The organism is Bacteroides sedimenti, assembly GCF_040365225.1.
Lineage (GTDB): Bacteria > Bacteroidota > Bacteroidia > Bacteroidales > Bacteroidaceae > Bacteroides > Bacteroides sedimenti.
The window spans coordinates 3,666,778-3,687,979 of record NZ_AP028055.1; the positions used below are offsets into that span (position 1 = coordinate 3,666,778).

A 21,202-nucleotide genomic window follows, 5' to 3' on the forward strand; every position below is an offset into this window, starting at 1 on the left:
TAGTTCGAATTGTCAGTTGTTTTTTCCGGATATTCATTATAAGACCGTTTTCCAGATAGTTATTATCCTATCCGGGAAACGATTTTGTTTTTATATTCCGAGGCGAAAGTTGTTAGTGATGTTTCACCCTGTCTCTTTCCTCAGCTCGTTTGGATGAATTCCATGTGCTCAGGTCACCAGTCAGGTATCCGGTGATTCTGCGCATTCTGAATACATTCTCGCTTTGGCATACTGGGCATTTTTCGTATATCACACCTTTATAACCACAAGCGTTGCAGGTGTCTACCGGGTGGTTTATTGAACCGTAACCAATACCTTCGTCGTGCATTACCTTCACTATCTTGGCAATTGCTTTCACGTTTTTCTGAGCCTCTCCATCCAGCTCCACATAAGTGATGTGCCCGCCACGAGTAATTGCGTGGAATGGAGCCTCTTTTTTAATCTTTTCCAGAATACTGATTGGCTCTTTTACATCTACATGGAAGGAGTTGATGTAATACTCCCTGTCAGTCACACCTGGAATCAGGCCGTATTTTCTCCGGTCCATTCGGGTGAATCGTCCTGATAAACCTTCAGCCGGAGTAGCCAGCACCGAGTAGTTCAAACTGTATTTTGCTTTGTATGCATCGGCAACCTTGTTTATCTGCATGATCGCCTCATAAAGCGTATCCCATGCTTTTTGGCTGTGGCTGTGACTCTCTCCGTAGAGTGCCATCATTGCGTTATGTCCTCCTATAAAACCGATTCCCAGTGTTCCGCTGTTTAGCACATCGCCTACTTCGCCGTTTGGTTCCAGTTCTCCTCCACCTTTCCACACATCATTTCCCATCATGAAGGGGAACTGGCGGGCAAGTGCAGTGCGTTGGTACTGGTAACGGGCATACAGCTGATCGGCCACTAGCTTTGCCATGTCTTGTACCGACTTGAGAAACGCCTCTTTACTCTCTTTTTCCAAAGCATCCTTATTGGATGTCTCCAGCAGATTCTCTGCTTTTATTTTGGCTTCTATGGCCAAACGCGGCAGGTTGATTGTTGTAAATGAAAGATTTCCTCTTCCTAGTGAGCTTTTTTTTCCATTCACATTTTCGAATACACGTGTACGACAGCCCATTGTTGCCAGCTCATAGCGGTAACGTTTCGGGTCTTCTGCTCTCCATAGGTCGTTCACATTATAGGGCGCATCCAGGAACATGAAGTTCGGGAAGAGCGCCTTTGCTGTAGTTTGACATGCTTTCAGGAAAAGGTCGAAGTTAGGAGCACTGAATCTGATTTTTCCACTCATAGCTCCTTCAAAATCGGACATCGCTTTCAGATAGTCCTCTTCAGAGTAGGAAACTCCATCCTTTATCTTAAAGATTTGGATAGGGAATACCGGCACTTCTCCTCGAGTACCCAGTCCCTCCATGGTGGTGCTTAGCAGTTCTTCCATTACCAATCGTCCTTCGGCTGAAGTATCTGTTCCATAGTTGATGGAGCTGAATACCACCTGATTGCCACCTCGTGAGTGCATGGTATTCAGGTTATGGATAAATCCTTCCATCGCCTGATGGGTATCTTTGCGAGTAGAAGAGTAAGCCTTCTCGATGATTCGGTTAAGTACCTCTTTCTTTAGATTAACCCGTAGACTGGTCATTGCCATGCATAACATCTCCCGGTGGTAATCATCCGGTTTGATAGAAGTAATGTGTTCTCTTACTAGTGTTTTTATTGATTTCTCCTCCGGTGCTTCTCCGTCCATTGATAGGTGAAATCCCAGAAAAGAGGTAAGGTGCTTCTGAAAAGACTTCAACACACCTTTTGCCATAAAAAAGTCGAATGCCGGAATCGACTGTCCGCCATGTTGTTCGTTCTGATTGGTCTGGAAGATAATCGTTGCCAGTGTGGCATAGCTCTGAATGGATTGAGGAGTACGGATGCTGCCATTCTTAGTACGGAACCCCCGTTCAAAGAGATCGTCCATGTCATACTGAATGCAGGTTGTTGTCTTTGTTGGATAATAATCCAAATCGTGTATGTGGATGTCTCCCATCTGGTGAGCAGTAGCAAACTTTTTCGAGAGAAGATATTTATAAGTATAATCTTTAGTCACCTCGGAAGCAAATGTCATCATCTGTCCTGCCGGAGTGTGGCTCGACATGTTAGCATTACTGAGGTTTACATCATTCTTATCGATGGCCACAATGCCATCCATGATATGTTTAATCTGAGTCTTTTTATCTCGCTCGGTATTTCTCCATTCACGGTATATAATGTATTTCTTTGCAACCTCGGGGCGTATTTTCATCAGTTCTTTTTCAACCAGGTCCTGAATCTCCTCCACCGTAATTGTCGAGGTGGCAAAGTTTCCGATTACCCGCATGGTTACATCAGCTATCAACTTATCTTCGTCGACAATACCTGTCGCATTGAATGCTTTCGTAATTGCATTCTTGATTTTACTGATCGAGAAATCTTCCTTCTTCCCGTCTCTTTTGATAATACAGATCTCAGCGTAGTTCATAATTCTTTTTTTGTAAAATTTGTGATACTAGTAAGTTATCACATAAGAAAACATTGCTGTGGAAGTGGGTGTAGAATAGGGCGGCATGAGACCTGCGCCTGAAGGATGACTCATCCTGGCGTTTTTCCTGTTCTTTTTGCTTTAACTCCCGAAAGCATAAGATTTTCTATGTGTTTAGTCTTGGCAGGTCTTCTGACTTATCTCTCCCTTGAAGTGCCTTCCCACAAAGAGTTGCAGTGGCTTATACCCAAGTTCTTCAAGAATCACAGCAGCGGGTACTGTTACCGGATTTCACGGTATTCCCTTTTTCTCCTAAAGCATTGCTTTGTTACCAAAACTGATACAAAGATAATGTATAATCCTATATGTTGTTCTGTTCAGAGATGTTAATTATGTAAGTTTTGGAAAACTTTTTTTTGAAATATCTCTGAAAAGTTTACCATTTTAGATAACTATTAATTCATAATGAATGGGTTAAACGATAAAAAAAAGACCATTCAGAATCTAAATTCTGAATGGTCTTTTGTCGAGTATATAAAAAGATTTTTTTCTCAACTTATTCTCTATCCGATTTCCCGGTAACTTGTTCTCTGTTTACAACTTTCTGGTAGAATAATCTCATTTTCCCGAATGCCGGATTCAATATAAAATCTTTCTTTAATAAACGCATGCCGAATATGAACATATGCACCACCGAAAAGGAAAGAGCTGAGAATAGCAGGAACTTGCTGGACTCCCATCCGGCTGTTACCTGATGCCAGAATCCCGCCAAAATCAGTACCACGGATAGTACGATTACAGTTATGTTCAATACATTCTGCCCTGGTCGCTCTTCCTTATAAATAGAACCAATCTTACTGTTCTTCATGCCATATGCTGTGTAGATGTCCAGTCCAATCAGCATCCATAGAATCAAACGAATCCAAGTGTCGGCCGGGAGGAAGACCATCATGAAAAGGCAGGTCAGCACTCCGCAGATAGGAACAAATGGAACCAATGGTGTTTTGAATGCTCTAGGGGCATTCGGCATTTTCTTTCGCAAAACAATAATACCTATACAAACCAGGATAAAGGCCAGAAGAGTACCGATACTGGTCATCTCGCCGGCCACTCTCGAAGGAATGAATGCCGCAAACAGACTGACAAGTAGCAGGAATAGCAGGTTGCTCTTTGCCGGAGTGCGAAATTTTGGATGGATATGCGAAAAGAACTTGGGCAGAAGTCCGTCTTTGCTCATGCTATAGAATACTCGGGTTTGTCCCATAAGCAGTACCATAATAACCGATGAATATCCGGCTAGGATGGCCAGGATAATGGCACGATTCAGCCATGGATAATCGGGGTGAATCAATCCGTCGGCGCCGGCATGTCCCATATGTTCGATGGCGATGGCTACCGGGGCTATTCCGTCATGCCCTTTGAACTCCGTGTAATTAGCTACTCCGGTCATCACGTGAGCAAAGAGAAAGTACAATACTGTGCAAATTAGAAGTGATATCAGAATACCGATGGGCATATCCCGTTTTGGATTTTTTGCCTCCTGGGCAGCGGTGCTCACAGCATCGAATCCAATGAAAGCAAAGAATACAACAGCTGCTGCCCGAATAATCCCTGTCCATCCGTAAGCACCAAATGTTCCTGTATTTTCGGGTATATAAGGAGTGTAGTTTTCCAGATTGATGTATTTCCATCCCAGAAAGATAAAGATAAGAACCACCCCAATCTTTAGCGATACAATAATGTTGTTGAACCGGGTACTTCCTTCGGTTCCTTTGATTAGAAGCAGACTCATCAGAACGACAATAAACACTGCCGGCAAATTGACAATTCCCCCTTCCCACGGACAGGCAACCAAGCTCTGAGGGAGGTGGATACCGAAGCCATCAAAGAACTTTATCACATAACGACTCCAGCTGATGCTGACGGTTGCAGCTGCTACAGCGTATTCCAGCACCAGGTCCCAGCCTATAATCCAAGCAATGAATTCTCCCATCGTGGCGTATGAATAGGTATAGGCACTTCCGGCTACCGGAATCATCGAGGCGAATTCTGCATAGCATAATCCTGCAAAACAACAGCCAATGGCTGCAATTAAGAAAGAGATTGTGATAGCGGGTCCAGCCATTTCGGCTGCTACTCCACCGGTTATCGAAAAGAGGCCGGCTCCAATGATGGCACCCACTCCTAACGCAACAAGCTTGCCTGGGCCTAAGGTTTTCTTTAGTGAATTACTGTCAGTCTCGTTTGCCTCTTTCAGCAAACCATCGATTGATTTTTTAACGAATAAATTCATGCTACTCTATGTTCTAGAAAATAATTTTGCAAAGATAGAATTTATTTCGTCGAATTATGAAAGTGGTATAAAAATGTGGTATTTTCTTTTAATATTTATGTTTTATTTGGTATTAAAGTTTCATATTGATACGATTTAAACGTATTTTTATTAATGAGATTTACTGGAAAAAGCATGGCTCTGTCAGAGAAAAGAGTGATTTCCCTTGCAGAGCCATGCTTTTGAATATTGAATAAGGGCAGAAGTAATTACAGAATGTTGTAAATTGCCATGATGTGGCACACGCTTCCTCCTAAAACAAACAGGTGGAATACCGAGTGCATGTAGCGAACTTTTCTCCAGGAATAAAACAGTGCACCGATAATATAGGAAGCTCCTCCGGCTATTATCCAGTAAACTACATTCATGGAGCCCGTCAGTGATAGCGAATCTATCAGGGGCTTAAAGGCCACAATGATTGTTCCACCCATAATAACATAGCAAATAGTTTCCAGATTGCTGTGATCCTTAAGCCGGACAAAGCTCAGAATGAATCCCACGATGGCTGCCAGCCACACGAAAGTGAAGAGAGACCATCCCCAAGCTCCCGATTCCCGGAGCACCACCAGAGTGATAGGTGTATATGTTCCGGCAATATGTAGATAGATAGCTCCGTGATCAAACTTTCGAAGCAACTTTTTCCTGCGTTCATTAGTACAGGCGTGATACCAAGTGGAGGTAATGTATGAAGATAGCATCCCCAACAGGTAGATGGCGAAGCTCACCATAATCCACGGGTTATTTGTTCGATAAGCGCTATTCATCAGGAAAACGCCAACCGTTATCCCCAGAATGATGCCGAGTCCATGCGAAGTGGCATTGGCTATCTCTTCTCCTCTTGTGTATCTTTTATTACTCATCTGATTGTTTATTCAATAGGTTTCAGCTTCATTTTTCGAGCTTTTTCAAGCATATAGTTGTAGGCTGCTTCATATTCGTTAGGGATTACTCCGTCCAGAATGGCATCCTTTATTGAACTTTTAAGTGCACCTATCTCTCTACATGGACGCAGACCAAATGTTTCCATAATCTCTTCGCCCGAAATAGGGGGTTGAAAATTACGGATTCTGTCTTTCTCCTCAAGGGTTTTCAGCTTGTGGCGCACCAGTTGGAAGTTATCCAAGAACTTTTGTTTTCGTTCTTCGTTCTTGGAGGTAATATCGGCTTCACAAAGAGCCATAAGGTCGTCAATATCGTCACCGGCATCGAATAACAACCTACGTACGGCCGAGTCGGTTACAATATCTTCGGCAAGAACAATGGGGCGCATGTGCAGTCCCACCATCTTTTGCACATACTTCATCTTCTCGTTCATCGGCAGCTTCATCTTGCGGAAGATGTTGGGTATCATCTTTTCGCCCACAAAATTGTGGTTATGGAAAGTCCATCCGGCTTTGGGTTCATATCGTTTGCAGGTGGGTTTGCCTATGTCGTGCAACAGGGCCGACCAACGGAACCAAAGATCGTTGGTGCGTTTTGCTACATTGTCAACTACCTCGAGTGTGTGATAGAAATTATCCTTGTGTGCCCGTCCGTGCTTGTTTTCCACTCCCCGCAATGCCGCCAATTCGGGGAAGATGAGTTCCAGTAGTCCGCTTTCGTCCAACAGTACAAAACCGATGGATGGAACCGGAGAACCAAGTATCTTGTTCAGCTCATCGGCAATACGTTCTTTGGAGATAATCTCAATACGTTCTTTGTTTCGGGTAATTGAATCGAATGTTTTATCTTCAATCTGGAAGTTGAGCTGGGTGGCAAATCGAATTCCCCGCATCATTCGGAGCGGGTCGTCGCTGAAGGTGATGTCCGGGTCCAAAGGAGTACGGATGATTCTGTTTTTCAAATCCTCCATTCCGCCAAATGGGTCAACCAGTTCTCCGAAGCGTTCCTTGTTCAGGCATACAGCCAGCGCATTGATGGTAAAGTCTCTGCGGTTCTGGTCATCTTCCAGTGTGCCGTTTTCCACAATCGGTTTGCGTGAATCTCTTTGATATGACTCTCTTCGTGCTCCTACAAATTCAACTTCTATATGATGGTACTTGACCTGTGCTGTTCCAAAATTCTTAAAAACGGAGACATGTGCATGTCTGCCTAACTTCTTTCCCAATGCCTGTGCCATTGTGATTCCACTTCCAACCACAACCACATCTATATCTTTCGACGGGCGTTTCAGGAAAATGTCACGCACATATCCGCCTACCGCATAACATTCCAGGCCGAGGTGCTCGGCAGTTTCGGAAATGGCGGTAAATATATCGTCGCTAAAGTATCCTTGTAATTCTTCTGTTGTTAATTGCATGTTATCCTACGTTCATAAAAGAACACAAAAATACAATAAATTAAGTAGCTAAAATGCAGGTTTGCTATTTTAATTGTATTTTTGCTCTCTATAACAATTGGTTTATATGAAAAAATTAGGAATAGCAGCATTGGTTGCGCTTGCACTGACAGCATGCGGCGACGGTGGAGAGAAGAAAGCGGCCCTGAGACTGGACGCAGCAGAGAAAGCATTGGCACAAGGTGATTACAGTGAAGCCAAATTGCAGTTGGATAGTATTAAGATTCTTTATCCAAAAGCATTTGATGCCCGCCGTAAAGGCATTACCCTGATGCAAAGGGTGGAGCTGATGGAGCAGGAAAAAAGTGTGGTTTATCTCGATAGCGTGTTAAAGATAAAGCAAAACGAAGCAGACTTGAAGAAGAAGGGACTGATTCTGGAAAAGAATGCCGAATACCAGAAGGTGGGCAACTACATGCATCCGTCACAGGTTGTAGAAAAGAATCTTCATCGAAACTATCTTCGTGCACAAGTAAGCGAAACAGGTATATTTGCACTGACTTCCATCTATTGCGGTGGCTCGAATATACACCACCGTTCTATCCGGATATCTGCACCCGATGGAAGTTTTGCCGAGACTCCTGCCAGTCGTGACTTCTATGAATCAACCGACATGGGCGTAAAATCAGAGAAAGTTGATTACCGTATGGGTGCCGATGGGGGAGTGGCTAACTTTATTTACTTAAACAAGGAACAGAACCTGAAGCTGGAGTTTATTGGCAGCCGCCGTCAGGTAGTCAGCTTTGCACCGGCCGACCGCAAGGCATTTGTCCAGGTTTACGAACTGGCCCAGACACTATCCTCAATTAACCAGATTAAAAAGGAGCTGACAGAGGCTAATCTCAAGATTCGCTTTGTGAAAAAGAAGATGGAGCAGGAGGCTCAGGGGAAATAAATCAAGTACGAATATTCTTCGAAATATAAAACAACAAAGAGGCTACCCTAAAAATGAAGGGTAGCCTCTTTGTTAAAGCATTAGCTATTTATCTAAATCTATTCAATATCAGTAGCTCTATCTTGCAAAGTTTATCCTATTTATGTAATATCATTATTTAGTGTTCAATTTATACCGTGGATGTATTGTATGTTTTTAATTATATAGCTCAATAAATAATAGTGTTATTAATCCATCCAAAAGAGTGAAACCGGCAATTTACCTGTCATAGCCGTTTTATTCATTCTCATTTACCATATTACAATCCAATATATTATAACACTTTTATTTTTGTTAATACTAATGCCTTTACTATAACCATTCTTCCATTCATTCGGTAAATAATTAACTCCTGCTAATCCATCCCAGAACTTACCAGGTTTACTATCTATTATATATATATCAAAATCATTTGTTAATCCTGAAGGTGTTGAGTTAGAATATATATTATAACCAATTACTTTTTGCGTTGCTGCATTAAATGGCTCTAAATAAAGTATTGGATAATATATTTGATCCTGCTTTTTTAATATTGGATGTATAACTCGTTTTGTTTTATCATTATCAGTATAGTTTATATTTTTTATTGTGACTAATGATGTATCGGCTGCATTGTATTTTACTAAATATTGAATTTTATTAATTAATAAAGAGTCTTTGTTGTCAAATACATAATTTGCAAAATAAATACATTGGTTTGCTGTTTCGAAATTTTCTCTATAATAATATATTTCTGATAAATGTTTTGGGAAATAACTTACCATGCTACCAGGAAATTTTTTTAATGAACTTTCATAGCTATCGATAGTTTTTGTTTGTTGACTACTACAATTTATAAAAAGGATATTGCAAAAAATGAGAATAAGTAATCTTAAGTTCATTGTATTTAAAGTTTTATGTTTTTTATAAGAAGGTCTATCAGATTTATTCCAGCATTGATATTATTTGCAGTTCGTTGCTCTTCAAAATAGGAATATTTATATGGTGATTATTCACATGGTCTATAATACTTCTCCCCTCATTTAGTGATCACAAATATATGAACATAATTTAGTTATTTAATATTTTATTTTCAACATATCAGATAACAGTGAATTTTATGACTTGTTGTTAAATGTCACATAGACGTGTGTTGACCATTTGTGATTTTCTTTATTTGAATTCACATTTTCTGCCAAATCAATTATTGATAATACCTTCAATTTCATTCTTTATTATTTTACGCCATTCAATCCGATATTTCTGATAGTTTTCATCGGGAGAATAAGTTACAGGGGTATTTTCATCTTCGAAGTAGAAACTTCTTTTTGAGTCAATGTATATTATTATATTACAACAAGATAATGGAGGTACAAACTTTAATTTATCCTCAGTTACACGAACTCCTGTTTTTAAGAAATGTCTATATGAAAAGATCGAATCATTTCTTATTTTACCAGTGTTTAATATAGTGTCATTTTTTATTTTCCAAAAACGAACAGATTTACCTTTGCTAACTAATAATAGACTTGTGAAATCTAAAGTCTCTAAAGAGGGCTGATATATTAAAAGTTTTTTTTCTTCTTTTGCGTAATCTTTTACTATCTTATTTATACTTTTTTTGTCTGCATACCAATTTGATACAGATATGTATTTTTGAGAATATACGTTAACTGTAAAAAATAGTAATATTAGCACTTTAATTGTTTTCATGTGTTTAGCCCTAATAGATTAACATTCTTCAGCGGTAAACTATCTTTCTATTGAGTCTATAAACTATAGGTCTATGATAATACACAAGTTTATGGCACCATAAAAGATTATGCGTTATCTTTATTGTTTGAATAACACGAAGATGCAGTAAATATATTGATTATGCAACTTATGTATAAAATATTTTCATTTCAAATATTTGCCCGCAATGTTGATGTCTCTGTAACTCATTATTTATCGTGGTTACAGAAGATTTTAATGAATATCCTGATTAAAGTAACCTAGATAAGAACGACAAATAAGCGTGTAAAGAATTTTAGTGGCAGTGTGGCAGAGAAAACATTCTTTTTCTCGTTCTGTAAATCGTAATTCCAAAAAAATCCTTTTTGAAGAATTTTCAAATTTCATTTTCTGAAGCCGGATAAACCTTATTTTTACTGACACTACTGACACTAAAATTGTTTACAACAATAGATGTATAATCCAGAATGTTAAATGTTTAGGGGAATAGTTCCTAGTTTTAGCAGCCCGTTTGGCGGAATATATCAAGGGCAAGATGGGCATTTTGAAGAATGATGAGCTGGCAATGCTTGCTTTTATTGCAGCGGGGAAGGGTGCATCAAAGGCATGATGAGCATTGCCGAGACCTATGAGCCGGTAAAGTTCGCTGTTTTGTGCAACAGGCAAAATGCAGCGATAGCAAGAAGGGTGTTGTCGTGAGCAAAAAATGATTGTGAAGCTAGGACGAAATTTGAAATCGCTGAATTTTCAGTTCATGAAATGCAAGGTGCAACCCTGTAAAAAGTCATTCTTAAAACAGGGTGGAGAGGGTGGAGTAAAATAGTCCTTTTTTCGATTTCAAAATTTCATATTTGAAAAAAAATATTTTTGAAGAATTTTCATTTTTCATTTTTTGAAATCGAAAAACCTTTGTTTTCTCTCCACCCTCTCCACCCTAGAGAACGCTATTATAACTATATATTACAGATTATCTGCATTATAAGCACAAAAGACAACCCAAAGCAGTGTTAAAAATCCATTAATCAACCCATTACAGAATTTAAAGCAACATTAGTCAACCCAAAACTGGCGATTAGGCAAACCGGGCAATGAATTAACCCGGACAACACCGACAATTACCCCAATCATGTACAAGATTAGGGGGTAATCATGTACAAGATTGAATCCAAACATGTACAAGATTGGAGCTAAACATGTACATGATTGGACTAATCATTGCCGTTGTTTTGGTTAGTTCTCCCTTATGCTTCGATTAGTTCCTCTCTTAAAATGGAGTAGTTTCTGCCGACAGCTTTGATAAAATCACTCGGCAAATCGGCAGATGTCTTATTAACAGCACCTATCTTTCTTATCTCGTTAATGAGAACTTCAGACTGAATCCGAAATCGGAATTGGTTACCGGATAGGAGGCGGAAGATACCAGCGGCGTGTTCTGCTGACGGTCGTAATACATCCGCACGGTGAGCAGTTTTGAGAATGTATAGTCGGCAGAGAAAGAGAACTTGGTCGACTTATTACCGCTGGTAGGCTGTGTAATGTACCTTTGGATATCTCTGCAAAGAGCCGATTGATTCCTGAAAGTAAGGTCTGCCTGAAGATTTAGGTCGTTGCTGACTTTGTTCTTGCTCTTTCCGGCTCCGAACAGTTTCAGGTCCACAATTTTATATCCCATGCCGAACACCATGTCCTTGGAAAGGGTCTCCACTATCTGATTGGCAGTCATGCTCAGTGTCAGGATACGTGTTTTTTTGTATTCCACATGCGATGTGATGCCGTTATTGAAGGTCATGTTCACACCGAATAGAGGGGCAAATTGCTCGTTGATGGATACGGTACCAATATCAAATACGGCAGAAGGAATAGGATTGCCGGTCTGCGTATCTTCTATGAATCCCAGATTGTCCATGAACGACATGAAACTCTGGAATGTGTTGTAGGAACCCACCGAATAGGTACTCTTGTAGGCATGATTCAGGGTGAAGTTCTTGAATCGTTTCTTAAACCAATCCAGTTTACTCAGTCCATCGTAGGTAACACGCCAGTTGGGCATCATAGACAGGAGGTTCGGGAAGAGGTCGAGTGATATTTTATCTACATTTCTTCCGGTATAGGCTGCCAGGAAGGCCGGTATCATCACATCGGGCGAATTCTTGTTCACCGTGCCGTTGGCGGGGTCGAAGGTTTCCCCAGCCAGCTTGCTTCCTGCCGGATAAACCGCACCTACGTACTGAGCTTCCACTCTTTTCTGTATAATATCCAGGTTCTTCAGGAACTTATCAAAGGTTTTCGAAGCGTATGCATTGCCCGCATTGCTCTTGTCAAAAGCACTGCTTAGTGAAATGACGCTCATGCTGAAACTTCCGTTCTGGGTAGTTGGCATTCCTTCGAACATAAATTGCATGCTTTTCGATTTATTGATGGTGCGGTTTGCCGATAGGTCTATTTTAAAATCCCTTATTGGTTCCAGTGTCATGCGGAGCTGCATATCTTCCATGGCATTGGTCGTTGCGGCATCAACCACGGTATCGTTCATCAAAAGCCAGTTTTTGCGTGCCGCCTTCTGAATATACCCTTCACCTGCCAGGCCGAATGCGAAATCTACTCCCGGAGCAAATATCCCGTCAATTTTCTTTTGTCCCAGAATGTCTCCCACCTCGGGCAGATAGCCGGGAAGTGTCATGGCAAAGGTGTTGCGGTAAACAACACTGAAGTTCCTAACCATCATTCCAACTCTTGCTGCCGATTGTGCCAGTTTATACCATTCTTGGTCTTCCGGTTTAGGCCCCGGAGTAATTGTTAGCTTTATCTTTAATGAGTCGCGGTTATTAATCTGAATCCTGTTTGCATCCAGCACATTGTATTTAAGCAGATACCTCTTGCCATCGGCCGTGATAGCTTTTACCCTCACATATTTTGTTTTCATGCCATGTGATAGGGTGACGGTGGTATCACTCTTCAGCTGCACCTCTTTTTCAAACTTCTTTTTCTTCAACTCCTGATCTTCCTTTTTCAGGTTATTGCTTCTTACGTTTGATGCGAAACGTCTGTTTGCCTCTTTCAGGAAAGGAATTTTGTTGTACAGCGTTTCCATGTTGAACCGGCTGTTTACGTCGATGGAACGCTGGTTGGCAATTCTATTTCCGAAGGAACTTCCCTTTACCATGTCCACACCGCGGTTCCAGTTGTAAGATGAGGAGAACTTCAAATCGCCGGATATCCAGTTCATTACCGGAATGAGGTCGAATGGTACTTTATAGCTGGTGTTGAATGTCTGCTGGAAATCGAGTGGTCGTCCCAAATGCAGGAGACTTCTTTTGATGGAGTCTTTCCGGGCTTCGTATTCATCAGGATAGAGGTTCTTGTCAATGGTGCCATAAGGTTCTTCTATTTCAGCACGCGTTGCCGAGGTGAAGTTCATGCGCAGGTTCTTGGTGAGGTCCCATCGCAATGAGAAATCACGGTTCCACAGGAACTCTTTCGCCACGGAAAGAGGAATCTGCGTATCGCCGAACGGATTATCCAGGTCTCTTAACTGTAGTTCGTAATAGTGACGCGACATGTCGGAGTTGAAAGAGATGTTCTGTGGCAACCAGTTCAGGTTAAATGCCTTGATCAGTTTCGTCCAGGAAGATTTGCTCTTCATGTTTTTCAATGGCTCCCAGGCTTTCATAGCAGGAGAGTAGTTGTATCCGAAGTTGGCTTTCCAGTTCAGATCCGACTCCCAGGCAGTGGTATTTCCCTGATTGTATTTTCTAGTAAATGAATAACCCAGCGTAAAGTTTGATGGGTCGTAAGGCATTGGTTTCTTACTGGTGATATTCATCCTCACATTGCTGAGACTGAAGTTCTTGTAGGTAACCAGTTCACGTGCGATGTTCAGAACCGAGTCACGCTGTGCTTTTTCGGGATAGGTATCCAATACATCCGATAGTCGCAAGTCTTTGTTCATCGGATCGTATTTCGGTGATATTATTTCCTTGGAGTAGGAGTAATAGATTGGAGCCGAAAGCTTTGCTTTGGCAGGGAAGAATTTACCCAACTCAAAACTGGTGGTGAAGTTATATTGGTAATAATCATCCAATCTTCTCTGGCTTACGCTTTGTTCCAGTCCGCCAAATCCGGCAGTCTCCATGTGTCCGCCCAGATTTATGTTTCCCAAATCGGAGAGCTGTACATTCATATTTCCTTGTGCAGCCCATCCGCCCGATTCGTCGAAATCAGTAAGGCGCAGTTCGTTTACCCATATTTCGGCCGATTTCTGAGTACGGGCATTGTTACGTACACCAATCATGATGGTCTTCACCTCGGCCAGACTCGGATTACCGATGATACTGATTTTGTTGCTTGGCTTATCAGCATCATACGTGTAGTATAGTTTGGAATAGCTGACAGTGGAACCGGTTGCATTCTTTGCCGTGTTTCGTTCTTTTTTCAGCTTGGTAAACAGTTCGAAAGGAATATCCAGCATGTTTTCTTTGGGCCATACCGCTTCGCATCCGCTTAGTGTGCTTCCGTTGTACTGTCCGTGAGGAGTCAGTTTCAATGGTATTTCATATTCGTAATAATTGTTCTTGTAATCGGAGCCAAGACGAATGAACACCGACATTTCGTTATCTTCCAACTGGGTTACGTCATCCAGCAGCTTTTCACCGTGAACAAACATTTGCAATCTTTTATACTGGCGAAGGTCCAGCCCCGAGTTTTTGTATACAGCGCGTGCATCTCCGGGAGCCAGGCTCTGTACCTTCATGCTCATGGATTGCTCGTTCTCCTGTTTCAGCTGAGGCTGTGACGGGTCTATCACCCGGCTGATACCCGGAGGTAGTACATAGTTAACCGGAGTTTTATCACTGTTCTCTTCAATGTTGACAGCCGATACATCAAGCGACCCGCTCATAGAAGGTGCCGGTTGCTGTGAATTATACAAAGCCTGTTCGTAGTTTCTCCACTCCCCGCGAACCAGGTCGAGAGTGGCAAAACGGAGTACCACCGGATCGACAAAGTTGGTGAGGTACATACGCATAAAACGGATGGATTTGAAGTCGGAAATGGAGCCAACAGCCTTCTCGTAATTCTTTACCGGAATCTTAAACTGATACCAGTTCACCTCTTCTGTTTTTCCATTGCGCAGCTTTACGCTTGCTGTACGTTTATTAGTGATGTAATTGCTACCCACTTTCAGGTCTTCCGGAGTAAGACTGATTTTGTACTGGAAGTACTTCTCATACTCATTCAGGGTGTTGTCCTGATTGATATCTTCCACGTCGGGAACTGTTTTTGATGAAACGTCATATCTTTCCGGAGAATCTTCCGAAGCGGTGGAGTTTCCTTCAGTGTTGTTATAGTACTTATAACGTTCCAATATGCTTTTTTGCTCCTGATCGTAGTCCGTTCCACGATAATAGTGGTACAAATCGCCCGACGGACTCTTTTCAAACTGAGGATAAACAGTGGGAGCGAGAACCGGTTTTACCTTATCCAGATAAGTTTTGTAGGCACCAAATGTTTTTTCTTCTTCGGACGACAGACCGTTTAATCCCACATCCTGTTTCTTTCTAGCACCCGTTGAGGTGTCGAAAGCATAAACAATACTTTGGTTTCTGGGAACCTTTCCCCAAACAGTTTCCTCCACTTTTGTATTGTCGCCGTCAATGGGCAGTCCATTTTCAAAGAATTTCTTACCATCTTTCAGGATATCTTCCGAAACCTCTCCCAGGTTTATGTAGAGATCTCCTCCGCGTCGGTTCCCGGTTGTACTTTCGTAAATAAACGGGTCGAGCATCCAGAACTCAATGTATTCGATGTTTGCTGTTTCAAAATCGCTGGTTTCAAGTTTTCTCATGATTCCACCCCAACGTTTTTCCGGATTAGTTAGGTAGCCATTGGAAGTAAGATTCGCATCGAGGTTATATGGGCCACGTTCGCTTGGATAGTAAGCCAGGTTGAGGATTGACATGGTAGCTGTTTCCATGTACGAAGTCTGTTTCTTCGGAAAAATTTCCTGCTCATAAACTTCACGTACATAATGGTTGGAAAGCTGATCCAAATCGCTTTTGATATGAGCCGGGGTCAAGGAAGAATTCCGGCGGGTAAAGATTCCGTCGATATTGTACCAGGCCAAAAGAGACCTGTTCATACCGTAAGTAATATCGTTTGTTTTGGAAGCTTCCGGGAATTTAGCGTTCGATCCACTTTCGTATGGAGTACTGGCAAGCATCCAGTAAGATGGTTGCCTTAAATCAATACCGGTTTTTGTCGATTCAAAATCATCGATATACGATGCATTGCCTTGGGTGCCCGGCGCAAGGCCCGGAACAAGCTGGGCATATTCCGCAGTGAGGCTGATACGTGATGGTTGTGTGGCTTTTACAAAAGGCAGTTTATCAACCATATTGGTGAGCCACTGGCTCTCTTTTTTCCAGGAAGTATTAACTCCCCATATCGTATTGCTGATAGGTTCGTCACCCATAGCAATTTTCGATGTCATTGGTTTCTCCTTGAGGTGCATCATGGTACCCCCAATCTGGAAATCTTTCGAAAAATCGTAGGTGAAGTTCATGCCAATCATCGTTTTGCGCTGGAGGTTGAAATTACTGTTGCTTTCCAGGTTTACGCTGACGGAAGTTCCTGCGTCAATAATGCTTTGGTTGAGGATGGTGACAACTCCCATTGAGTAGTCCACCGTGTAATCCGAGTTTTCAACCAGAGTAACGCCTCCGGCTGTTACCTTTACCGAACCTACCGGAATGTTTGTGGATTCCAGCCGTATCTCATTTCCGGATGAGGCTTTGTATTGCCCCATTAATTTGAACTTATTCTTTTCGGCAATCTGTTTTGCCACTGTTTTAGTTGAGTCGTACAGCTCTTGAAATACATATTTTTTCGCAATAGCATCGTCTCCGATAGCTTTTCGCAGATGGCTTCCGAAAGGTTCAACAACGGGGAAGAAGATACGTCCGTTCTGTGCCGTAACTGTATAACCTTCCACATAATCGAAGAAACCGTTAGAGTTTGGCTGATTGTTGGCATCCAACCTATCCAGGTTCATTACCCGGAGAAGTGGTTGCTTATTGATTTTCCCTTCGGGAATATAGTTTAGGTACACCCCTGTGGTGTCGCTTTGATACTTAATGTCGAGTTGGAACTTGTCTTTTTGAAGCTGATAGGCATTCAGTGAATAGACGTTCTTCATCATCAGCTTCCAACAGCCCGAAGCCGGAGAGTTGGAGGTGTTTTTCAGTAGTTTGAGGTAAAGTGCCGATTGGGTCTCCTTAATATCAGATGCCAATTCACCCACCTGATATCTTTTTCCCTTGTAGGTATATTCAAAGGCAACGGCCAGCACTTCGTCCGGTTGCAGGGCTGCCTTCAAAGAAATATAACCCAACGAACTGTTGAGTGTATATTCCGAGCTGGTGAGCAGACGTGCGCTTTCCAGTTTTTCGTAATCCATTCCTCCTTCCAGCTGAGTGATAGCCCCCAGAGTGGTGTTTACCATGTTGATATTTCGAGCGGCGGCATAGTCGGTTACCATCCGTGTATAGACATCATTTGCACTGTTTGATGGTAATTTGTCGGAACCGGTTCTTGTCCAGAACGGATTACTGATATGTTCATTTTCCCCCAGGTCGGTTAGTGCCACCAGGTTTCTCGGGTTATCATAATTTCCTCTTTTGTTGGTTATCCACACCTCAATACGGTTGATGGTTACCCCTGAAATTACATTGGGCAACTGGCTCATGTTCTTATCGTATGTATCCCTGAAGTACTGAGCCAGGAAGAAGTGTCTGTTTTCGTCGTAATTGTCGGCTGAGATTTCAAAAGGAGTAGTTTGTGCCCCACCTTTGCTCTTCACGGTTTTCGATTCGGATTCCTGTTGTGATACAACCGTTTGCAGTTTCAGTTTCCCGAATTGCATATCCGTACGTATACCGAAGAGCGATGTAGCCCCTCGAATAAGAGAAGAATTGGTTGGCATCGAGACATTTCCTGCCTCCAGCAGTTTGATGATTTCGTCCTCTTTTCCTTCGTATTTCAGCTTAATGTTTTTGGTGTCAAAGTCAAATGTAGCATCGGTGTTGTAGTTCATGTTCATGTTCACCTTGTCGCCCACTTTTCCGTTGATGTTGATGTTGATCTTCTCGTCAAAGTCGAATCCGGTTGTCTTTCTGCTGCGTTCTGGTAAAGAAGGGTTTTGCACATTTCTGCTTTTAAACCCGAAGCTCAGTTCGGCGTTTCCCTGAGTCTTAATTTGAACACCGCCCGGGCCGAATATTTTCTCTGCAGGGCCAAGGTCGAACTTCAAATCCATGAAGTTGAACTCATTTTTCCCTTTGCTGAATGTCTCTGCATTCTTGGCTCGGTAGAAATCCTGGATGGATTTTTTTAGACTCCAGTCGGCATATTCTTCCGGTGTAAGGAACAAAGGGACATCCAACAACGTGCTTCCGGCTTTGGTACTTACTTTGTATACGTTTGCTTTCTCGTCATATTCAACCTCTGTTTTGATATTTTCTGGAGTACGAAGGTCGGCGGTTGACTTTTTCATGTCCTCCAGCTTCTCCGGTGCGGTTTTCCGGACGGAATAGCGTGGTTTTAATGAATCTTCGGGAGCCGTTTCCCTTGGTTCGGATGGAGGATATATTGAAATTGGGCTGCCTGCCTCAAAAGACACGCCTTTGCTGATTACTGCTCCGGTTTGGATACTCAGAACTATCAGCAACAGACAGGTAAGCCATTTTCCAATCTTCATCTGTTATAATCTCTTCAACGCCAGTTTGATAACCTGCTCTACTTTAGCCTGAGGGTCTTCCTTAATAATTGCTGTTACGACCTTCTGTGATGCTGCCGTGTTGAAACCTAGCATGGTCAGTGCTGCCACAGCTTCCTCCTGAACTTCAGAATTCAGACTGATTGTTCCCATTGCATTGCTGCTTACGCTTTCGGATGTCTTGATTTTGTCTTTCAAATCCACAATAACCCGTTGTGCAGTTTTCAAACCGATACCTTTCACCGTTTTCAGCATATTCACATTCTCTGTGCCGATTACGTTTGCTAATTCGCTGGGCGAGAATGCTGAAAGAATCATCCGGGCAGTATTTCCACCAATACCCGAAACTGATATTAGTAGCAGGAATAAGTTGCGCTCCTGCTTATCGGCAAATCCGTAAAGAACATAGGCATCTTCACGGATAGCTTCATAAATATAAAGCTTTGCACTGCTAAGATTATGAATAGCAGAATAGGTGTTTAGTGAAATGTTTATAAAATATCCAAGTCCGTTACAGTCAATCACTACAGAGGCAGGACCAAGCTCTGCAATATCTCCTTTTATATATTCAATCATTTGTATTCAGGTAAATTTAGTAAATTGAGACAAAAATACTAAATTATTGTATTCACGCCTCTCTCTACGAAAGAAACGTTTAATTATACCTATTTATTGTATTGAATTGTTTATTGTCGGGATTATTTTCAATATATTACCTCCGTGAACCTTTGTATATAATTCAAAATGATTATTTTTGTTGCTCGAATAAAGAAATATGTCAAACTAAAGACCCTAAAAGGATGAAAAAAATTAGAGCTGCCATTGTTGGTTATGGCAATATTGGAAAATATGTGCTGGAAGCACTTCTTACTGCCCCGGATTTTGAGGTGGCAGGTGTTGTACGTCGTAGCGGTTCTGCTGATAAACCAGCTGAATTGGCTGATTTTGATGTGGTTAAAGATATCAAAGAACTGAGGGACGTAAACGTTGCTATTCTTTGTACTCCAACCAGAAGCGTTGAAAAATATGCAAAAGAAATTTTGGCTCTTGGCATCAATACAGTAGACAGCTTCGATATCCATACCGGAATTGTAAATCTTCGTCGTGAACTGAACGCTGCAGCTAAAGAACATAACGCAGTATCAATTATTGCTGCAGGATGGGATCCGGGAAGTGATTCAGTGGTTCGCACTCTACTTCAGGCTATTGCTCCAAAGGGTATCACTTATACAAACTTCGGACCGGGTATGAGCATGGGACACACTGTTGCTGTTAAGGCAATTGATGGGGTTAAGGCTGCATTGTCCATGACTATCCCTACAGGCACAGGTATTCACCGCCGTATGGTTTATATTGAAGTGAAAGATGGATACAACTTTGCAGAGGTTGCCAAAGCAATTAAGGCTGATGCTTACTTTGTAAATGATGAAACTCACGTAACTCAGGTTGACAGCGTAGACGAACTACTTGATATGGGCCACGGAGTAAACCTTACACGTAAAGGCGTTTCAGGAAAAACTCAGAATCAAATGTTCGAATTCAACATGAAGATTAACAACCCGGCTCTAACCGGACAGGTGCTTGTTTGTGTGGCACGTGCTTCCATGTTGCAGAAGCCAGGTTGCTACACAATGATTGAAATCCCTGTAATCGACCTGATTCACGGAGATCGCGAAGACTTGATTTCACACTTAGTTTAATAATTCGAGCGTATGTTGGCATATATAACATGGGATGTGAATCCTTCCATCTTCACAATCTTCGGTCGTGAAATAAGATGGTACGGTTTGCTTTGGGGAATTGGTTTTCTGATAGGTTACGAGATGATGAGTCGCTTGTTTAAGCATGAAAAGCATCCGGACAACTGGGTGGATAAACTTTTTTTCTATACCATCATCAGTTCTGTGGTAGGTGCTCGTCTGGGACACTGTCTTTTCTATGACTGGGACTACTATAGCGCTCATCCCATGCAGATATTTGCAATCTGGAATGGTGGATTGGCTAGCCATGGCGGGGTATTTGCCCTGATTCTGGCACTAATATTTTATTCCAGAAAGGTTACTCATCAAAGTGTGTGGTGGTTGTTCGACCGTATGATACCTGCCATTGCTGTGGCATGTGCATGTATCCGTCTGGGAAATTTGATGAATTCAGAAATATTCGGTTTTCCTACTACAATGCCCTGGGGATTTAAGTTTGTACGTTCGGCCGAATGGGTGAGAGATTTCAACGGACTTCCTTGTCATCCTACACAGATATACGAAATGCTTTATTGCATTGTTGCATTGATTGTCTCATTAGTAATGTACTGGAAGTTTAATCTGCAGAAAAAGGTCGGTCTGATTACCGGAGTGAGTCTGATAATCTTCTTCGGAGCACGTTTCGGACTCGAATTCCTGAAGAATCCTCAGGTGGCATCCGAAGTGGGAATGCAACTCAATATTGGTCAACAGCTAAGTATTCCATTGATTCTTCTTGGACTCTATTTAGCAATCAGCGCCATTGTGAAACCAAATATCAAACGACTGTTTTAACAGCGCTCTGAAATAAAATAAAAAATAGCCTGTCGGTTTTCAAAGGACCGTCAGGCTGTTTTTTTTGTTCATTTCACTATT

The 21,202-nt window shown here is 41.9% G+C and carries 10 protein-coding genes, 1 pseudogene and 1 riboswitch; of the genes and pseudogenes, 3 read left to right on the top strand and 8 right to left on the bottom strand.

Going from position 1 to position 21,202, the window contains the following annotated elements; translation table 11 throughout:
* Positions 1-112: 112 nt before the first annotated feature.
* The 4 genes and pseudogenes from ABWU87_RS14610 to ABWU87_RS14625 form a co-directional block, all read right to left on the bottom strand.
* Positions 113-2,500 (bottom strand): anaerobic ribonucleoside triphosphate reductase, encoded by a 2,388-nt coding sequence (locus tag ABWU87_RS14610; RefSeq protein WP_353331966.1) that lies wholly within the window; start codon positions 2,498-2,500, stop codon positions 113-115.
* Between the two features lie 165 nt (positions 2,501-2,665).
* A riboswitch (cobalamin riboswitch) is annotated at positions 2,666-2,851 on the bottom strand.
* A 304-nt stretch (positions 2,852-3,155) separates the two neighbouring features.
* Positions 3,156-4,793: pseudogene (locus ABWU87_RS14615) on the bottom strand (amino acid permease); the annotation flags it as partial.
* Positions 4,794-5,041: 248 nt separating this feature from the next.
* Positions 5,042-5,692 carry a PAQR family membrane homeostasis protein TrhA gene (gene trhA, locus ABWU87_RS14620; RefSeq protein ID WP_353331968.1) on the bottom strand — a complete coding sequence of 217 codons (651 nt, stop codon included), beginning with the start codon at positions 5,690-5,692 and terminating at the stop codon, positions 5,042-5,044.
* 8 nt (positions 5,693-5,700) lie between these two features.
* On the bottom strand, positions 5,701-7,131 hold the full coding sequence (locus ABWU87_RS14625; RefSeq protein WP_353331970.1) for a CCA tRNA nucleotidyltransferase: 1,431 nt from the start codon (positions 7,129-7,131) through the stop codon (positions 5,701-5,703).
* Between the two features lie 106 nt (positions 7,132-7,237).
* On the opposite strand from ABWU87_RS14625, the gene ABWU87_RS14630 reads away from it, so the two are divergent.
* Positions 7,238-8,065 carry a hypothetical protein gene (locus ABWU87_RS14630; RefSeq protein WP_353331972.1) on the top strand — a complete coding sequence of 276 codons (828 nt, stop codon included), beginning with the start codon at positions 7,238-7,240 and terminating at the stop codon, positions 8,063-8,065.
* 290 nt (positions 8,066-8,355) lie between these two features.
* On the opposite strand, the gene ABWU87_RS14635 is transcribed toward ABWU87_RS14630, so the two are convergent.
* The 4 genes from ABWU87_RS14635 to ruvA all read right to left on the bottom strand — a co-directional run bounded on the left by ABWU87_RS14635 (position 8,356) and on the right by ruvA (position 19,163).
* Complete coding sequence (locus ABWU87_RS14635) at positions 8,356-8,985, bottom strand: CHASE domain-containing protein (RefSeq protein ID WP_353331974.1); 630 nt, start codon at positions 8,983-8,985, stop codon at positions 8,356-8,358.
* 298 nt (positions 8,986-9,283) lie between these two features.
* Complete coding sequence (locus ABWU87_RS14640; protein ID WP_353331976.1) at positions 9,284-9,796, bottom strand: hypothetical protein; 513 nt, start codon at positions 9,794-9,796, stop codon at positions 9,284-9,286.
* A 1,369-nt stretch (positions 9,797-11,165) separates the two neighbouring features.
* The gene (gene sprA / locus ABWU87_RS14645; protein ID WP_353331978.1) at positions 11,166-18,569 is read right to left on the bottom strand and encodes a cell surface protein SprA; all 7,404 of its coding nucleotides are present in this window, start codon (positions 18,567-18,569) and stop codon (positions 11,166-11,168) included.
* A gap of 3 nt (positions 18,570-18,572) precedes the next feature.
* The gene (gene ruvA / locus ABWU87_RS14650) at positions 18,573-19,163 is read right to left on the bottom strand and encodes a Holliday junction branch migration protein RuvA (protein ID WP_353331980.1); all 591 of its coding nucleotides are present in this window, start codon (positions 19,161-19,163) and stop codon (positions 18,573-18,575) included.
* Between the two features lie 224 nt (positions 19,164-19,387).
* On the opposite strand from ruvA, the gene ABWU87_RS14655 reads away from it, so the two are divergent.
* The gene (locus tag ABWU87_RS14655) at positions 19,388-20,287 is read left to right on the top strand and encodes a diaminopimelate dehydrogenase (RefSeq protein ID WP_353331982.1); all 900 of its coding nucleotides are present in this window, start codon (positions 19,388-19,390) and stop codon (positions 20,285-20,287) included.
* Positions 20,288-20,299: 12 nt separating this feature from the next.
* Positions 20,300-21,121, top strand: coding sequence for a prolipoprotein diacylglyceryl transferase (gene lgt, locus ABWU87_RS14660; RefSeq protein WP_353331984.1), 822 nt, complete (start codon positions 20,300-20,302; stop codon positions 21,119-21,121).
* Positions 21,122-21,202: the final 81 nt, after the last annotated feature.